Raw genomic sequence first — 14,308 nt, forward strand, 5'->3', positions numbered from 1 at the left:
TCCGGGGACCTTTTCTGCTGTGTCACACCGTGGAGGAGACCGGTGACAGCGCTGGATCGTCCGCGGGCGGTTGCAGCACACCGTCGTGCACGAGCGAATCGATCTCGACTGTGCTCAGTCCGAGCACTTCCTCGCAGATTGCCCGTGTCTGCGCACCTGCCAGGGGTGCTTGCCGCAGCGGCCAGTCCGGCAAGGCCGCGAAGTGCGCCACCTGCTTCGCCGTCGGAAGCGGCGCCGGAAGCAGCTCGTGTTCGAGCTCGGTGTAGGCACCCCGCGCGGTCAGGTGCGGATCGGTCAACAGGTCCGGCAGCCGGATCATCGCGCCGGTCGGTATCCCGACGGCCTGCAACGTCTCCATCGCTTCGGTCGGCGTGTGCAGCAGCAGCCACTGCGCCAGCACCTCGTCGGCCTCGGCCCGGTGCGCAATTCTGAACTCGGGGGTGGCGAACCGCGGATCGTCGACGAGGTCGGGGCGTCGGAGCACGCCGCACAGTGCGACCCAGTCGGCGTCGTCGCGGACGGTGACGACACACCACTCGTCGTCACCCGCACACGGGTACACCCCGGAGGGCGCCGAGTATGGATCGGAATTGCCAGGTGCGTTGATCGAGCCCGGCGCGAGGTGTTCGGCGACGAGCTGGTTCCCGAGTTGGACGATCGCGGTGTCGGCCTGGGCGACTTCGATGGCGGCACCGCGTCCAGTCTGCAGCCGGTGGATCAACGTGGCGAGAATGGTGGTTGCGGTGACCTGTCCGGCGATGTGGTCGGGGTAGACGGTCGAGCCGTCACACAGTCCGTCGGAAGCATCGGAGTATCGCCAGAGCGCCGAGACGCCGCAGGCTGCCCGAACCAACGGCCCGTAGCCCAGTCGCTTGTTCCACGGGCCGACACTGCCGAAGGCGCTGCTCTCCGACACGATGATGCGCGGATTGATCGCGGCGAGCTCGTCATATGACAGACCCATCGAAGCAAGGGTGCCGGGCTTGAAATTGGCGAGCACGATGTCCGCTTCCTCGGCCAGTCGCTTGAAGATGCGGATACCTTCGGGGCTGCGCAGGTTGATCCCGAGGCTGCGACGATTGCGATGGCCCCAGGCGACGGATGCCGCGAGCGCAGCGCCGCGCTTGGATTGGCGCAGCCCGTCGGGGAACTGAGAGTTCTCGATCTTGATGACATCGGCACCGTTGTCCGCGAACTGGCGCCCGAGCTCGGCGCCGAACACCACGACACCCATATCGAGGACCCGAAGCCCCTCGAACGGACGTGCACCCGGCTCGCGCTGCGGTGCGGGTATAGAAACGCAGGCGTCGACCCCGGCGGACCGGAGAACCAGATCGTTGTGCTCCCCGAGCTGCGGTGCACGGAAGCGCAATCCGGCGCGTTCGCCGTTGATCTTCGCGTAACCGGACGGGACCCGAGCGGTGAGACCGAAAGCGATTTCGGCGTCGACGAACGTACCGGACGCAGCGAAGTGCTCGGTGGTCAATACCTCGGCCACCGTGTTGAGGCCGCCGATCGGAATTCCGCGGGCAGCACCTTCCGCGACGAGGTCGTCACGGGTGTACGTGCTGAACAGCTGCTCGATGAGCGGATTGAGCCGCTCGGATGCGGCGAATCGGGCGGGAATGGTGTCGTACTTCGGATCCGCGAATTCTTCCGGCCGACCCAACCATTCGTACATCGCTTGCCACTGACGCTTCGCGAGCAGGCAGATTCGCACCTGCCCGTCGCCGCACCGATACACCGGGTAGAAGTTGGCCGCATCAGGCCGGCCCCGGGGGAAGTCCTCGGATCGACCCGCGGCAGCGGAGCCCTGCACACCGAATCCGGGGTCGAAACCGTGCGCGATGACCTCGAACGCGGAGATATCGACGAACTGCCCGTGGCCGGTATGCAAGCGGTCGTAGTAGGCGAGCAGCGCGGACCATGCCGTATGAACACCCACCGATTCGTCGATCAGCCCGTTCGGCGGCAGCAGCGGGGCCTCTCCCGGCTCACCGGAGCGCGAGAGCACACCGCTCAGCGCGTAGAGGACCTGCTCGGTCGCCGCCCAGTCGCGATACGGACCGCTCTGACCGAAACCGCTGATCGACACGGCCACGAGCGCGGGATTGACGCGGCACAGGTCTGCGGCGCCCACCCCACGGGTGGCCAGAAAGCCCGGCGGGAACGACTCGAGGAGAATGTCCGAGCGCTGTGCCAGCAAGCGCAGCCGTTCCCGGTCGTCGTCCGTGTCGAGGTCGAGCACGATGCCGCGCTTGTTGGAGTTGCGCAGCGCGAACGGGATGCTCACACCGTCCCGTATCGGCTGGGCCGTGCGCGAGGCCGATCCTCCCGGAAGTTCGACGCGGACGACCTCGGCGCCGAGGTCGGCGAGAAACCGCCCCGCCGTGTCCCCGAATCCGTCCGTCAGCTCCAATACCCGGACACCCTGCAGAGGTAGTGCCATCATGCGCTCCAAAGTGTGTGCTCGTCGCGGACTATGGTCAGCGAGTTCCGAAGTACACCGACTTCGAGGTGAAGTACGGTGCCAGTCCCTCCGGGCCGAGCTCGCGGCCCAGCCCCGACGACTTGACGCCACCGAACGGCGCGTCGAGGTCGAGGGCGTAGTAGTTCACTCCCACAGTGCCGCTGTGAATTCGAGCCGCCAGATCCAGACCGTGCTGTTCGTCCGTGGTCCAGACCGTGCCACCGAGGCCGTATTCGGAGTCGTTGGCGATGGCGACGGCCTCATCTTCACCGTCGTACGCGGTGATGGTCAGCACCGGGCCAAAGATCTCTTCCTGCGCGATGCGCGCGGAGTTGTCGACGCCGGCAAACACGGTCGGCTCGACGAACCACCCCTGCGGCTGCGCGGCGGGTGTGCCGCCGCCCGTGCTGATGCGATAGCCCTCGGCACGGCCTGCCTCGATGTAGCCGAGGACGCGGTCACGCTGCGCGGCCGAGACGAGCGGGCCGATCTCGGTGGCCTTGTCGAGCGGATCGCCGACGGTCAGTGCCCGCACGGTCTCGGTGACGGCGTCGACGACCTCGCCATACCGGGAGCGGGAGGCGAGGATCCGGGTGCTCGCGTGGCAGGTCTGACCGTTGTTCACCAGCGACACTTCGAGCAAATTCTCAACGAACACGTCGAGATCGGCGCGCTCGGTGACGATCGCCGCGGACTTGCCGCCGAGTTCGAGAGTGACCGGACGCAGCAACCGGCCACACACTTCACCGATGGCGCGACCGGCCGCGGTGGATCCGGTGAACGCCACCTTGTCGACTCCCGGATGGGAAACCAGATAGGCGCCGGCGTCCCGGCCGGCCGGCACAACGTTGACCACGCCGTCGGGGAGACCGGCCTCGACCGCAGCCTCGGCGAACACGAACGCGTCGAGCGCCGTCTCGGGGGCGGGCTTGAGCACCACCGTGCATCCCGCCGCCAGGGCAGGAGCGAGTTTCATCGCGGCAAGCGGTTGCGGGTAGTTCCACGGCGTGATGGCCGCGACCACACCCACCGGCTCGCGACGCACGACGGTGCGGCCACCGAAGGCGCTCGGCCGCACATCCTCGTTGGGCGCATCGCGAATCAGGGCTGCGTAGTACGAAATCATGGCTGCGGGGCCGAAACCGTTGACAGCGCCCGAAAGGGCGATCGGCATACCGTTCTCCCGGCTCACCAGGCGGGACGTGTCCCGACCACGTGACTTGAGGGCGGCAGCTAACTTGTCGAGCAGATCGGCCCGCTCGACGTTGGTCAGCGCGCTCCACTGACCACTCAGTGCGGTGCGTGCGGCCGCGACGGCCGCATCGATGTCGGCTTCGGACGCCATCGCGGAGGTGCCCAGTACCTTCTCGGTGGCTGCCTCGATGACATCGACGGTGCCTCCAGACTTCGGTGCCACCCAACGGCCACCGATGAACAGCTCATTCCTGTCCGTGGCGTTGTCACCGCGTGTCGTGTCACGGTCGTTCATGTCATGCCTTTCGGAAAGGGCGGTCACAGGGTCTCTTCGTGGCCGAACAGCACCGAACTCACCAGCGGTGCCATCGGGCCGCCGATGAACAGCGACGTCTTCGCGCCGTCCACCGGGTTGGTCGAGGTGCCGCGGATCTGCCTGACCGCCTCGACCGCCAGGTTCAGGCCGTTGATGAACGAATCGGCGAGGTTGCCACCGCTGGTGTTGAGGGGAAGCTTGCCGTTCGGCGCGGTGAGGTTCTCGACGGTCATGAATGTGCCGGCAGCCTCGCCCGGCGGGCACAAACCGTGATCGATCAGCGCCGCCACGGCAGGGCCACTGAAGTTTTCGTACACCTGAACCACGTCCACGTCGTCCGGACCGAGACCCGCTGCCGACCAGAGCCTTTCGGCGACACCGGGCTTGCCGTTGTTGGCCGGGCCGAATCCCGCGCTCATGTACTGCTCGCCGAGATCGTTGTCGATCAGTTCCGAGTATCCGCCCGGTGCACCTTGCGCGCCCGCGAGGAGATACGCCGGGTCGGAACGCAGGGTCTTGGCTCGCTCGGCCGAGACGAGTACCAGCGCGACCGCGCCATCGCTTTCCCTGGAGCAGTCGAACAGGTGGAACGGCTCGGCGATCAACCGTGAGTTCTCGTAGGCCTCCTCGTCGAGGGGCCGTCCGTAGCCCTGAGCGGTGGGGTTGCTCTGCGCGTGCTGATACGACGCGAGGACGAGAGAACGCATGGCCGTGCGCGGCACTCCGCCGTGCTCGAGCATCCGTTGAGTGCGCATCGCGCAGATCTGTGCGGGCGAGCCGATGCCGTGGGCGAGAAAGTGACTGCCGTAGTGGTACTTCGCGTATCCGAGCCGGCCTGTATCGGCCTGCGACATCGCGCGATACACCACGACGCAGTCTGCCTGGCCGGTGGCGATCGCAGTGGCCGCATTCGTGATGGCGGCTGCGACGCTGCCGCCGCCACCGCCCCACATCATGTTCGACCAACGGAGTTCGTCGATCAGCAATGCGCCGCCGACGATGGCACCGTCGTTGGCGCCACCCGCGTAGGAGACGAAGCCGTCGATCTCGCGGGGGCTGATACCCGCGTCGGCACACGCTTGGAGGATGACTTCGAGAGTCATGCGCTTCTCGCTGTGCGGGGCTTCACCGCGCTTGTAATGCTGTTCGGCGACGCCGACGACTGCCGCCGCGCCGCGCATGATGTTGGCGCTCATCCCTTTTCTCCTTCTGCGGTCGCGGCGCGACGCCAGCGCAGCAACGGCCAGGGGGCGCCCTCGGAGTGTTCGAAGACTCCGACGACCCGGTCGCCGATCTCGGGGTTCGTTTCGACGTCGTCGGCGAGTATGCCCAGCACCCGCCGGCCGTCGGCCTGCGGCAGTTCCACCAACACCGTCACGTACGGCAGCCGGTCGGCGTATTCGTCCATGTAGGGGTACCAGCTGCGGTTCCAGCTGTAGACGGTGCCGGACGGTTCGACGGTTTCCCATCCGAGGTCGAAGCTGTGGCAATGACCGCAGATGGCCTGCGGGCCCCAGATCCAGGTGCTGCATTCGTTGCAGCGCTGAAGGCGCAGCTCATCGACGCGCAGCCCGTCCCAGTACGGTCCATCGAGTCCGTCGGGTGTGGGGCCCCACGGTTCCACGACGGGCTCTGTTGCTGTCATGCGTGTGCCTCCGAGCCGGTAGGGAAGTTCTCGAGCGCCGCCGCGAGCCAGCGTCCGTCGTGCCATTCCCAGATCGAGCGCAGCCCGATCGACCGGTCACCCATGTCATAGACGGTTTCGCCGACCATTCGGTTGCCCTCGGCGCGCACATCCTTGATCTCGAAGCCTTGCGCGGCCTCGCGGGGGGTGTCGACTCCGTCGAAAACCTGCGGAATGTTCTCTTTCACCATGTCGGCGAGAGCGCCCTTCATGTTTCCGGCCACAACGCGGCCGACATGCTGTTCGTACAGTGCGCGAAAGTCTTCGACAGACATCTGGAAACTCCTCGATTTCGTGACACGAGCATGCCGTGTCCGTCAATGCATTAACCTTATGACATTAGTTAAAAGGGCGTCAAGATCACGCGAAGCGGAAGTGCCCCTCTTCCGAGACCGAGACGTGCTGACCGGCAATATCGACCTCGGTGAGGGTGACGAGATCCTCGGCGTCCGTGGTGACCGCGAGGGTCCGCTCCCCCGTCGCGGTGCGGGCCGCGAGGAAACCGCGCTCCGGGGAGCCGTCGCGGCCGTACACCACAGTCCACGATTCCGCCGACGCCCTGCCCGCGTAGGACAACAGCGCTCTCGTCGTGCGCTGCGCATCGACCTCGGCCTGCACGTCCAGACGCTTGAACCCGCCGACGGGAGGTTCGGTCCGGTACACGCCCATGGCGTGCTTGGTGAGGTAACCACTGTTGGCGGTCACCAAACCGTACGATCCCGGAGATTCGCGCAACCGCGTCGCCATCGTCGCAATCGAGTGGCTGACATAGTTGTTCCACGGCCCACCGCCGAACGTCAACCCACCGGTCACCGTCAGCGGCCGGCCGGGATCATCGAGCGCGAGCCCCAACTCCTTCGCCGCGACCTGCACCGCCGAGGGGAAGCACGAGTACACGTCGACGTACGCAACCTCGTCCAGTCCGATACCGGCGAGATCGAGGGCCCTCGCCCCCGCGATGCGTATTGCCGGGGAGCCGTCGAGTGCCTCACGTTCGGCGATCGCGTACGTATCGTGCGACTCGGTGCCGGACTGCGGAAACACCCAATTCTCCTGCGGGATACCAAGTCGTGTCGCGGTCTCGACCGAGCACATCAGCAGCACCGCGCTCTGATCGACCATGTTGTTCGAATTGAGCAGCTTGGTATAGGGCGTGGAGATCATCCGGTTGTCGGGCGACGGCGTCGAGATCTCCGCAGCGGTGTATTCGCGCTGCACCCACGCGTTCGGATTCGTCGCCGCGATCTTGCTGAACCGCGACCACAACCCACCGACGACCTCCCGATGCTCCTCGAGTGAACGTCCCGCCGATACTCGCAGCGCCTGCTCGAACAGCGGATAGACATACGAGGGCCGATCCAGACCGATGCGGCGTTCACTCTCTGCCGCCATCGGCACGTCGGTGACCAGGATGTCAGCGGCGGGCACCGACTCGTCCTGCACCGTCCAGTCGGGGCGCAGCTTCTGTGCCCGCAACTTGGTGCGGGTCCGCCACGATTCGGCGCCGCCGATGAGCACGACATCGGCTCGCCCGGCGGCGATGTCCTCGGCAGCCCCGTTGACGAGCACCTGCGGCGTGCTTCCGCCGTTACCGGAGTAGCCGGTGTGTTGCACGGTCGCGCCGATCCGCGCACCCACGAGCGCGCCCGGATCGCGGTAACGCCACGACAGCAGCCCGACCACCCGGACGGAATCGACGAGTTCGAGCAGGCGCGTCGATCCCGCGTCGGCAGCGGCTGCACGCGCCGCGCGCACCATCAGATCGACGGGCTCCACGCCGCCCTCGCGTTCGCTGGTCTGGCCGGTACCAACCAGGACCGGGGTTCTCGGGTCCAGACTTGTTTTCGACTGCAGGGTCACGACTGCACCGCCGCGAGGATGCGCTCACGGTTCTCCGGCTTGGGCCACCCACCGAGAATGAGAGTGGTCAGACACGTGTTCTTCCACTTGGTTTCGATCTCTTCGATGATCTTGTCCGCGGGACCGATCAGCGCAACATCCTCGACCATCGCGGTGGGGACGGCCTGGGCCGCAAGGTCGGGCCGACCGCTCAGGTACAGCTCCTGGATTTCGGCGCAGACCTCGCCCCAACCCATGCGCGCGAACACGTCGTTGTGGAAATTGGCGCCCTTGGCGCCCATGCCGCCGGCATACAACGCGACCGTCGGCTTGAGCCGGGAGGCGGCTTTTTCCACGTCGTCGTTCTCGACGAGCCAGCACACGTTCGCGATCTCGAAGTCCTCGGCGGTGCGGCGAGCTCCATCCCGTGCGAAGCCTTCGGCCAGTGCCTTGCGGTAGAACTCGTCGCTCTTGGGCGAGAACCACAGCGGCGTCCAGCCATCGGCGATCTCGGCGGCCAACGCCACATTTTTCGGACCTTCGGCGCCCATGTAGACAGGGACATCTTCCCGCAGGGGATGGACGATCGACTTCAGTGGCTTGCCCAAGCCGGAACCGTCCTGGACGGGAAGCTGGTAGTGCCGCCCCGAGTAGGTCACCGGCTTCTCGCGCGCCCACACCTGCCGCATGATCTCGATGTACTCGCGGGTGCGTTCGAGAGGCCGCGGGTAGGGCTGCCCGTACCAGCCCTCGACGACCTGCGGTCCGGACGCACCGATGCCGATGATCACGCGACCACCGCTGAGATGATCGAGAGTCAGCGCGGCCATTGCCAGCGCCGTCGGAGTGCGCGCCGACATCTGGCACACCGAAGTACCGAGCTTGATCGTCGAGGTCTGCGCTCCCCACCACGCGAGCGGTGTCAGTGCGTCGGAGCCGTACGTCTCGGCGGTCCAGAAGCTGTCGACGCCGAGGGCCTCGGCCTCGGCGAGCATTCTTTCGACATTGCGCGGCGGGCCCGATCCCCAATACCCTGCGGCGATTCCCACTCTCATACTTTTACTCACTGCTTCTCTGTGTGCCGTCGAATCGGTCGGAATGTGGTCAGTGGTTCTGGAACTCGGGCGCGCGCTTTTCGAGGAACGAAACGACGGCCTCCCTGTGATCGCGCGTCAACGAGCTGAGGATCTGGGTGCGGTTTTCGAGGTCGATGGCGGCGCGCATGCTGGGAACCTCCAGGTTCGACCACATGACTTCCTTGGTCATCCAGACCCCGAACGGACTGTTCTGCGCGATGGCCTCGGCGGTGTCCAGTGCCACCTCGAGCACCGTGTCTGCGGGTTCGACGGACGAGGCGAGACCGATGCGTTCGGCCTCGGCGGCGTCGATGGACCGGCCGGTGAGCATGATCTGCGCCGCCCGGGAGAAGCCGATCATGCGGGGCAGGAGCCAGCTCATTCCGATGTCGCAGTTCGACAGGCCGCGGCGGATGAACGCGGCGTGCAGTACCGCCGACTCGGACATGATGCGAATGTCCGCCATGAGGGCCAGCGACATGCCGCCCCCGGCTGCCGCACCGTTGACGGCCGCGATGATCGGCGCGCGGGTGCTGCGGAATGCGTCGACGAGGCCGGCGATGTGCTTCTGCACCCGCAGTCCGAGTTGGGCCCGGCCCTCACCCTCGGTTGCGCCCGGCGGTGTGCCGTATCCGCGAAGATCGAGACCGGCACAGAAGGCACGGCCTTCACCGGTGAGCACGATCGCGCGGGTGAGCGAATCATCGCGCACCTGGGCGAGCACCTCGTGCAACTCCTCGATGAGGTCGACATTCATGGCATTGAGCTCGTCCGGGCGATTGAGCCGGATCAGCAGAATGCCCGGCCGCGGCCGCTCGATCAAGATCAGTTTCGCGTCGGACATAGTGCTCTCCCAGGGACGAGGTACTCGACAGACGCAGACTAATGGTTTTAGATTAAAAGCTCAAGGAACCGAGCCCGGAACACAACCGAAGGAGTCCACGATGACGAACCTCGACGGCAAGGTCGCCGTGGTGACAGGAGCCGCGAGCGGAATCGGCGCAGCCACGGCCCGCACGTTCGCCGAACGCGGAGCCCGCGTCGTCGTGGCCGACATCGACGACCCGCGGGGCCAGGCCGTCGCCGCCGGCCTCGGCGACCGTGGCGCCTACCTGCACACCGATGTACGCACCGAGGCCGACGTCGAGGCCGCGGTCGCACTGGCCGTCGATCGGTTCGGCCGGCTCGACTGCATGGTCAACAACGCCGGCCGGGTGGGCGCGTGGACCTTCCTCGAGGACACATCGCTCGACGAGTGGGAGAACGGGTTCGCGATGCTCGCTCGCAGTGCGTTCCTCGGGACCAAGCATGCCGCGCGCGTGATGCGCGATCAGGGGTCGGGCAGCATCATCAATGTGTCGAGCGTGGCAGGCGTCCGTACCGGATTCGGACCGCACCCGTACAGCGCCGCGAAAGCCGCAGTGCTGCAACTGACCCGAACCGCCGCCGTGGAGCTGGCCGAATACCGGATCCGAGTCAACGCACTGATCCCCGGAGGTGTCGCCACCCGCATCGTCGGCCACGGCGCCGGCCTCGAGGACGACGCGCTCGACCGCAGCGTCGATGCCGTGCGGCGCAGCCTGACGAACTTCCAGCCCATTCCCCGCGCCGGTGAGCCGGAAGACCTCGCACAAGCCGCCGCCTACCTCGCCTCCGACGACTCCACGTTCGTCACCGGACAGTCCCTCGGGGTCGACGGTGGGTTGACACTGGGCAAGAAGTGGCCGTCCAACTACCGGGAAGAGGCGAAGGCTGCGTCGACGTTGCTCCAATAGACAATTCTAAAGTTAATAGGTTAATGTGGCCTGCGTCACTCATGATTCGGGCACTTCGCCCAGCACTCACAACGCGAGGTTTCGCATGACCGAACGTACGACCACAGCAGCGGAAATCTCCGTGGATGCAGACTCCGGACCCTCCCGCGCGGACTCACGACGCGCAAGTCGCGCCGCCTTCGTCGGCACCCTGCTCGAATATTACGACTTCAGCCTCTACGCCTCGGCCGCGTCGGTGGTCTTCGCCTCCGTGTTCTTCACCGGCTCGAGCCCCCTATTGGGGACGCTGCAGGCGGTCGGCACTTTCGCGGTCGGATTCTTGGTCCGTCCGGTGGGCGGGGTGATCCTCGGCAGCCTCGGCGACCGCATCGGCCGAAAACGAATTCTCGTCTTCACCCTCGTCCTGATGGGTGTCGCTACGCTGCTCGTCGGCCTGCTGCCGAGTTACGCCCAGATCGGCTGGCTCGCACCGGCTCTGTTGGTGTTCCTCCGAATCCTGCAGGGCATCGGCGCCAGCGGTGAGTACGGCGGCGCGGCTCTGGTCGCCGTCGAATTCTCGCCCGCGAAGAAGAAGGGATTGATGGGCTCCTTGCCCGGCATGGGTGCGGCGCTCGGCGGCGTGCTCGGCACGCTGTCTCTGCTGACGGTGTCATCCCTGATGTCCCCGGAAAGTTTCCTCGCCTGGGGCTGGCGTATCCCGTTCCTGTGCAGCGTCGTCATCCTCGCCTACGGCCTGTGGTTACGCCGCAGCCTGCCCGAAACACCCGCATTCCGGGCGATCGAGGAAAGCGACACGGTTTCGAAAACGCCGATCTTCGATGTGATCCGGCAGCAGCCGCGCGCACTTCTGACCGTGCTCGTGATGACCATCGGTCAGACCGGCATCGGCTACTTCTACATTGTGTTCATGGGCACCTTCGGCAAGAATCAGCTGGGCTTCGGCGGCACCGAGGTCCTGATCGGCCTGATCGCCGCGCAGCTCGCGAATGCCATTCTGATCCCGATGTTCGGTTCCCTGTCGGACCGGGTCGGCCGAGCACCGGTGATCATGTTCGGATTCCTGTACAGCGCCGTGTTCGCTTGGGTCGGCATCTCGCTGTTGTCGGGCGTCGGAACACCCCCGCTGCTGTACTGGGTGGTCATGGCGGCAGGCAACGGCATCGGAGTCGCCGCCATTTTCGGTCCGATGGGCGCCTACGTCATCGAGCTGTTCCACACGCAGCACGCCTACAGTGGCCTCGGTCTCGGCCGTGAGGCCGGCAACGCTCTCGGCGCGGCGTTCGTTCCGGTCATCGCGGTAGCCTTGGCATTCGACGACACCACGGTATGGCTAAGCCTCCTGATCTGTGTGGTTTCGCTGCTCGGATTCGGGGCAACCGTCCTGTCTCGTTCCCGCTCGTCGTCCGCGGTGAAGCGGGACGACGACAGAACGCCGGTCACTGCCTAGCGACAGCACCGCTCGAGGCACGGGCTCCGATCCACCGGATCGGAGCCCGTTTCGCATTCCGGGAGCGAATGGCCAGACAGCAGGAAACCGCCCACCGGACTGGCTCTGCCGGTGGGCGGTCTCAGCTGTATTCGACGGTCACACCCCGACGGGGCCACCTCGCCACACACCGATCTCCTCGCCGGAGACGTCGGCGGCGTTGTCGCTCACCAGGAACGAGATGGTGGAGGCGATCGACTCGGGCGGAATGGAGGGCCAGTGCTTGGTCAGGGCTTCGACCCCCGCCTCGCCCCCCGACGCCACGATGTCGGTAGCGACGAAGCCCGGCATCACACAGTTGACCGTGATCCCGCGACGGGCAACCTCGAGTGCCATCGACTTGGCCATTCCCACCAGCCCGGCCTTGGCCGCGGAGTAGGCGCTCATCCCGGGGGACGGGCGCCGTCCGCCTGACGGGCTGTTGACGAAGATGACTCGGCCCCAACCGGATTCATACATCGCTGGTAACGCGAAGTGGGTGCAGTAGAACGCACCATTGAGGTTGACTGCGATCACTTCGTCGAAATCTTCCGGGCTCTGCTTCCGGGCCGCACCGGCCTTGTTCATGCCCGCGTTGTTGACCACCACGGTAGGGGCGCCCAATTGGACGGTGGTGTCGGCGATGAGCCGCTCGGCCTCGGCGGCCTGTGAAATGTCGGCTCGGATCGCCACAGCACGTCCACCGTCGGCGACTATCTTTGCGGCCACTTCCTCGGCATCGCGCGCACTCCGCGAGTAATTCACCGCAACAGCGAATCCGTCGGCGGCAAGTCGGCGCGAGATGGCCGCGCCGATTCCGCGGCCACCACCGGTGACCAGAGCGACCTTGGGTGAGTCCACGGCTCGATCACCGAACCTTGTCGTAGTTGTCGGGCACGTCCGCGAAGGCGTCGCGCAGCTGGCGCTTGGCGATCTTCCCGCTGGGCATCCGGGGCAGGGGTTCGTCCATGAAGACGATGTACCGCGGCACCTTGTAGTCGGCGAGACGCTCGTTGCAGAAACCGACCACTTCGGATTCCTTCATCTCGATGGTGGTCCGGACCAGCGCGGCCGGGGTCTCCCCGAACTTGGCGTCGGGAACGCTGATCACCGCGACCTCCTCGACCCCGGGAATCTGATTGATAACGGCCTCGATCTCGGCGGGTGAGATGTTCAGACCACCGGAGATGATCATGTCCTTGAGGCGATCGACGAACGTGAGATAACCGTTCTCGTCGAGCTTGCCGAGGTCACCGGTTTGGAGCCAGCCATCGATCAGAGCCGACCGGGTCGCGTCCTCGTTGCGCCAGTATCCCGGCATCATGCCCGGGCCGCGCAACAGAATCTGCCCGGTTTCGTTGGGGGGAAGGTCATTACCCTCGGCATCGACAACGCGAATCTTGGTGAAGATGCCACCCCAGCCGCACTTGTCGGGATGCTCGGCTGCCTCCTCGCGCGGCATCGCGGTCGCGGATCCGCCGATCTCGGTCTGACCGTAGATCTGTCGCAGCGACACTCCCTGGGCTTGCCATTTGTGCAGCAGGTCGACGGGTACGCGTGCGCCACCGACGTGTGCGGTGACCATGTGGCTCAAGTCCGCGTCGGTGAACCCGGGCGCTTTCGCGATTTGCTCGAAAAGGATCGGCGGCCCCGTCAGGGTGTTGGCCTTGTCCTCGGCCAATATGCGCAGCGTTTTCGCCGGATCGAATCCCGGCTGCAGGAACAGGGTTCCGCCGTGAAGGACGACGCGCGAGATACCCCAGATGATGCCGGCAGCGGTGAACAGGGGCAGCACCAGCACCGGGCGCAGGTTGTTCGGCTGAATCGGTTCCATCAAGTGCCATTCGTGCATTTCGCCGGCGACGGTGGCGTGGGTGAAAATGACGCCTTTCGGCTTGCCGGTGGTGCCGCTGGTGAACACGATGGCGGTGGGAGTGTCGAGGTCGACCACCGGAGTGCGGTATTTCGCATGATCGCTGCCCCGCAGCGGACGCACATCCTTCTCGAACACTGCGATCGAAAAGGTGTTGCGTGCCTGCTGGACTTCTTCGAGGCGCGGCAGCAGCGCCTCCTCGCAGTAGACGACGGTGGGTTCACAGTCCTCGACGAGGGTGATGAGCTCGCCGGCGAGCATGCGCTGGTTGAAACCGACCGCGATGGCACCGACCTTCATGGCAGCGAGCGAGGCCACCGCCCACTCGAGGCTGTTGGCACCGAGGAAGCTCACCCGATCACCGGGCACGACACCGCGCGATTCGAGGTCGTGGGCGACCCCGTCGGCCCATGCGGCCAGCTCTGCGTAGGTGACGGCGTCGCCGTCGAAGTCGATCGCGGTCAGATCCGGCTTCGACCGGGACCAGTAGGTCAAAGCGTCTACCACAGTGCCGCTCATGTAAGCCTCCAAGAGTTGTCATCGATCGCGGGGGTGCTCGGCGGCGAGCACGGCGCACCGTGCTGTGTCTTCGGCCTCCCGGAGAGAGCCGTACGTC

At 65.9% G+C, this 14,308-nt stretch carries 12 protein-coding genes; 2 read left to right on the forward strand and 10 right to left on the reverse strand.

The features are described 5' to 3' along the window. Window positions 1-22: 22 nt before the first annotated feature. The 8 genes from CBI38_RS26540 to CBI38_RS26575 form a co-directional block, all read right to left on the reverse strand. Window positions 23-2,452: a CaiB/BaiF CoA transferase family protein gene (locus tag CBI38_RS26540; protein WP_109333599.1), complete on the reverse strand. Its 2,430-nt coding sequence runs from the start codon at window positions 2,450-2,452 to the stop codon at window positions 23-25. Window positions 2,453-2,486: 34 nt separating this feature from the next. Then, window positions 2,487-3,959 carry an aldehyde dehydrogenase gene (locus CBI38_RS26545; protein WP_109335382.1) on the reverse strand — a complete coding sequence of 491 codons (1,473 nt, stop codon included), beginning with the start codon at window positions 3,957-3,959 and terminating at the stop codon, window positions 2,487-2,489. A gap of 23 nt (window positions 3,960-3,982) precedes the next feature. Continuing rightward, a complete protein-coding gene (locus CBI38_RS26550) occupies window positions 3,983-5,176 on the reverse strand; it encodes a thiolase C-terminal domain-containing protein (RefSeq protein ID WP_109333601.1) in 1,194 nt (397 codons plus the stop codon). Continuing rightward, window positions 5,173-5,625: a Zn-ribbon domain-containing OB-fold protein gene (locus CBI38_RS26555; RefSeq protein ID WP_109333603.1), complete on the reverse strand. Its 453-nt coding sequence runs from the start codon at window positions 5,623-5,625 to the stop codon at window positions 5,173-5,175. Before CBI38_RS26555 ends, CBI38_RS26550 begins: the two co-directional genes overlap by 4 nt. Continuing rightward, complete coding sequence (locus tag CBI38_RS26560) at window positions 5,622-5,939, reverse strand: hypothetical protein (protein ID WP_109333605.1); 318 nt, start codon at window positions 5,937-5,939, stop codon at window positions 5,622-5,624. The genes CBI38_RS26555 and CBI38_RS26560 overlap by 4 nt, the downstream gene beginning before the upstream one ends. Before the next feature lie 85 nt (window positions 5,940-6,024). Further along, window positions 6,025-7,524: an acetyl-CoA acetyltransferase gene (locus tag CBI38_RS26565; protein WP_109333607.1), complete on the reverse strand. Its 1,500-nt coding sequence runs from the start codon at window positions 7,522-7,524 to the stop codon at window positions 6,025-6,027. Then, window positions 7,521-8,558, reverse strand: a complete 1,038-nt coding sequence (locus tag CBI38_RS26570; RefSeq protein ID WP_109333609.1) for an LLM class F420-dependent oxidoreductase — start codon at window positions 8,556-8,558, stop codon at window positions 7,521-7,523. Before CBI38_RS26570 ends, CBI38_RS26565 begins: the two co-directional genes overlap by 4 nt. A 49-nt stretch (window positions 8,559-8,607) precedes the next feature. Next, window positions 8,608-9,423, reverse strand: a complete 816-nt coding sequence (locus CBI38_RS26575; RefSeq protein WP_109333611.1) for an enoyl-CoA hydratase/isomerase family protein — start codon at window positions 9,421-9,423, stop codon at window positions 8,608-8,610. A gap of 100 nt (window positions 9,424-9,523) precedes the next feature. Between CBI38_RS26575 and CBI38_RS26580 the strand changes: the two genes are divergently transcribed. Both CBI38_RS26580 and CBI38_RS26585 read left to right on the forward strand, forming a co-directional pair. Further along, entirely contained in the window at window positions 9,524-10,354 is an 831-nt protein-coding gene (locus CBI38_RS26580) for an SDR family oxidoreductase (protein WP_109333613.1), read from the forward strand. 85 nt (window positions 10,355-10,439) lie between these two features. Next, on the forward strand, window positions 10,440-11,801 hold the full coding sequence (locus CBI38_RS26585; protein WP_109333615.1) for an MFS transporter: 1,362 nt from the start codon (window positions 10,440-10,442) through the stop codon (window positions 11,799-11,801). Window positions 11,802-11,939: 138 nt separating this feature from the next. Here the strand turns inward: CBI38_RS26585 and CBI38_RS26590 are convergent, their stop codons facing one another. Both CBI38_RS26590 and CBI38_RS26595 read right to left on the reverse strand, forming a co-directional pair. Beyond that, window positions 11,940-12,680 carry an SDR family oxidoreductase gene (locus CBI38_RS26590; protein ID WP_109333617.1) on the reverse strand — a complete coding sequence of 247 codons (741 nt, stop codon included), beginning with the start codon at window positions 12,678-12,680 and terminating at the stop codon, window positions 11,940-11,942. A 7-nt stretch (window positions 12,681-12,687) separates the two neighbouring features. Next, complete coding sequence (locus CBI38_RS26595; RefSeq protein WP_109333619.1) at window positions 12,688-14,211, reverse strand: class I adenylate-forming enzyme family protein; 1,524 nt, start codon at window positions 14,209-14,211, stop codon at window positions 12,688-12,690. Between the last annotated feature and the right edge of the window lie 97 nt (window positions 14,212-14,308).

The organism is Rhodococcus oxybenzonivorans (genome assembly GCF_003130705.1).
GTDB lineage: Bacteria > Actinomycetota > Actinomycetes > Mycobacteriales > Mycobacteriaceae > Rhodococcus_F > Rhodococcus_F oxybenzonivorans.

Coding starts and splice junctions, on each gene's coding strand:
- CBI38_RS26540 (WP_109333599.1), bottom strand. CDS start 2,452: ATGATGGCACTACCTCTGCAGGGTGTCCGGGTATTGGAGCTGACGGAC.
- CBI38_RS26555 (WP_109333603.1), bottom strand. CDS start 5,625: ATGACAGCAACAGAGCCCGTCGTGGAACCGTGGGGCCCCACACCCGAC.
- CBI38_RS26545 (WP_109335382.1), bottom strand. CDS start 3,959: ATGAACGACCGTGACACGACACGCGGTGACAACGCCACGGACAGGAAT.
- CBI38_RS26560 (WP_109333605.1), bottom strand. CDS start 5,939: ATGTCTGTCGAAGACTTTCGCGCACTGTACGAACAGCATGTCGGCCGC.
- CBI38_RS26570 (WP_109333609.1), bottom strand. CDS start 8,558: ATGAGAGTGGGAATCGCCGCAGGGTATTGGGGATCGGGCCCGCCGCGC.
- CBI38_RS26580 (WP_109333613.1), top strand. CDS start 9,524: ATGACGAACCTCGACGGCAAGGTCGCCGTGGTGACAGGAGCCGCGAGC.
- CBI38_RS26550 (WP_109333601.1), bottom strand. CDS start 5,176: ATGAGCGCCAACATCATGCGCGGCGCGGCGGCAGTCGTCGGCGTCGCC.
- CBI38_RS26595 (WP_109333619.1), bottom strand. CDS start 14,211: ATGAGCGGCACTGTGGTAGACGCTTTGACCTACTGGTCCCGGTCGAAG.
- CBI38_RS26585 (WP_109333615.1), top strand. CDS start 10,440: ATGACCGAACGTACGACCACAGCAGCGGAAATCTCCGTGGATGCAGAC.
- CBI38_RS26575 (WP_109333611.1), bottom strand. CDS start 9,423: ATGTCCGACGCGAAACTGATCTTGATCGAGCGGCCGCGGCCGGGCATT.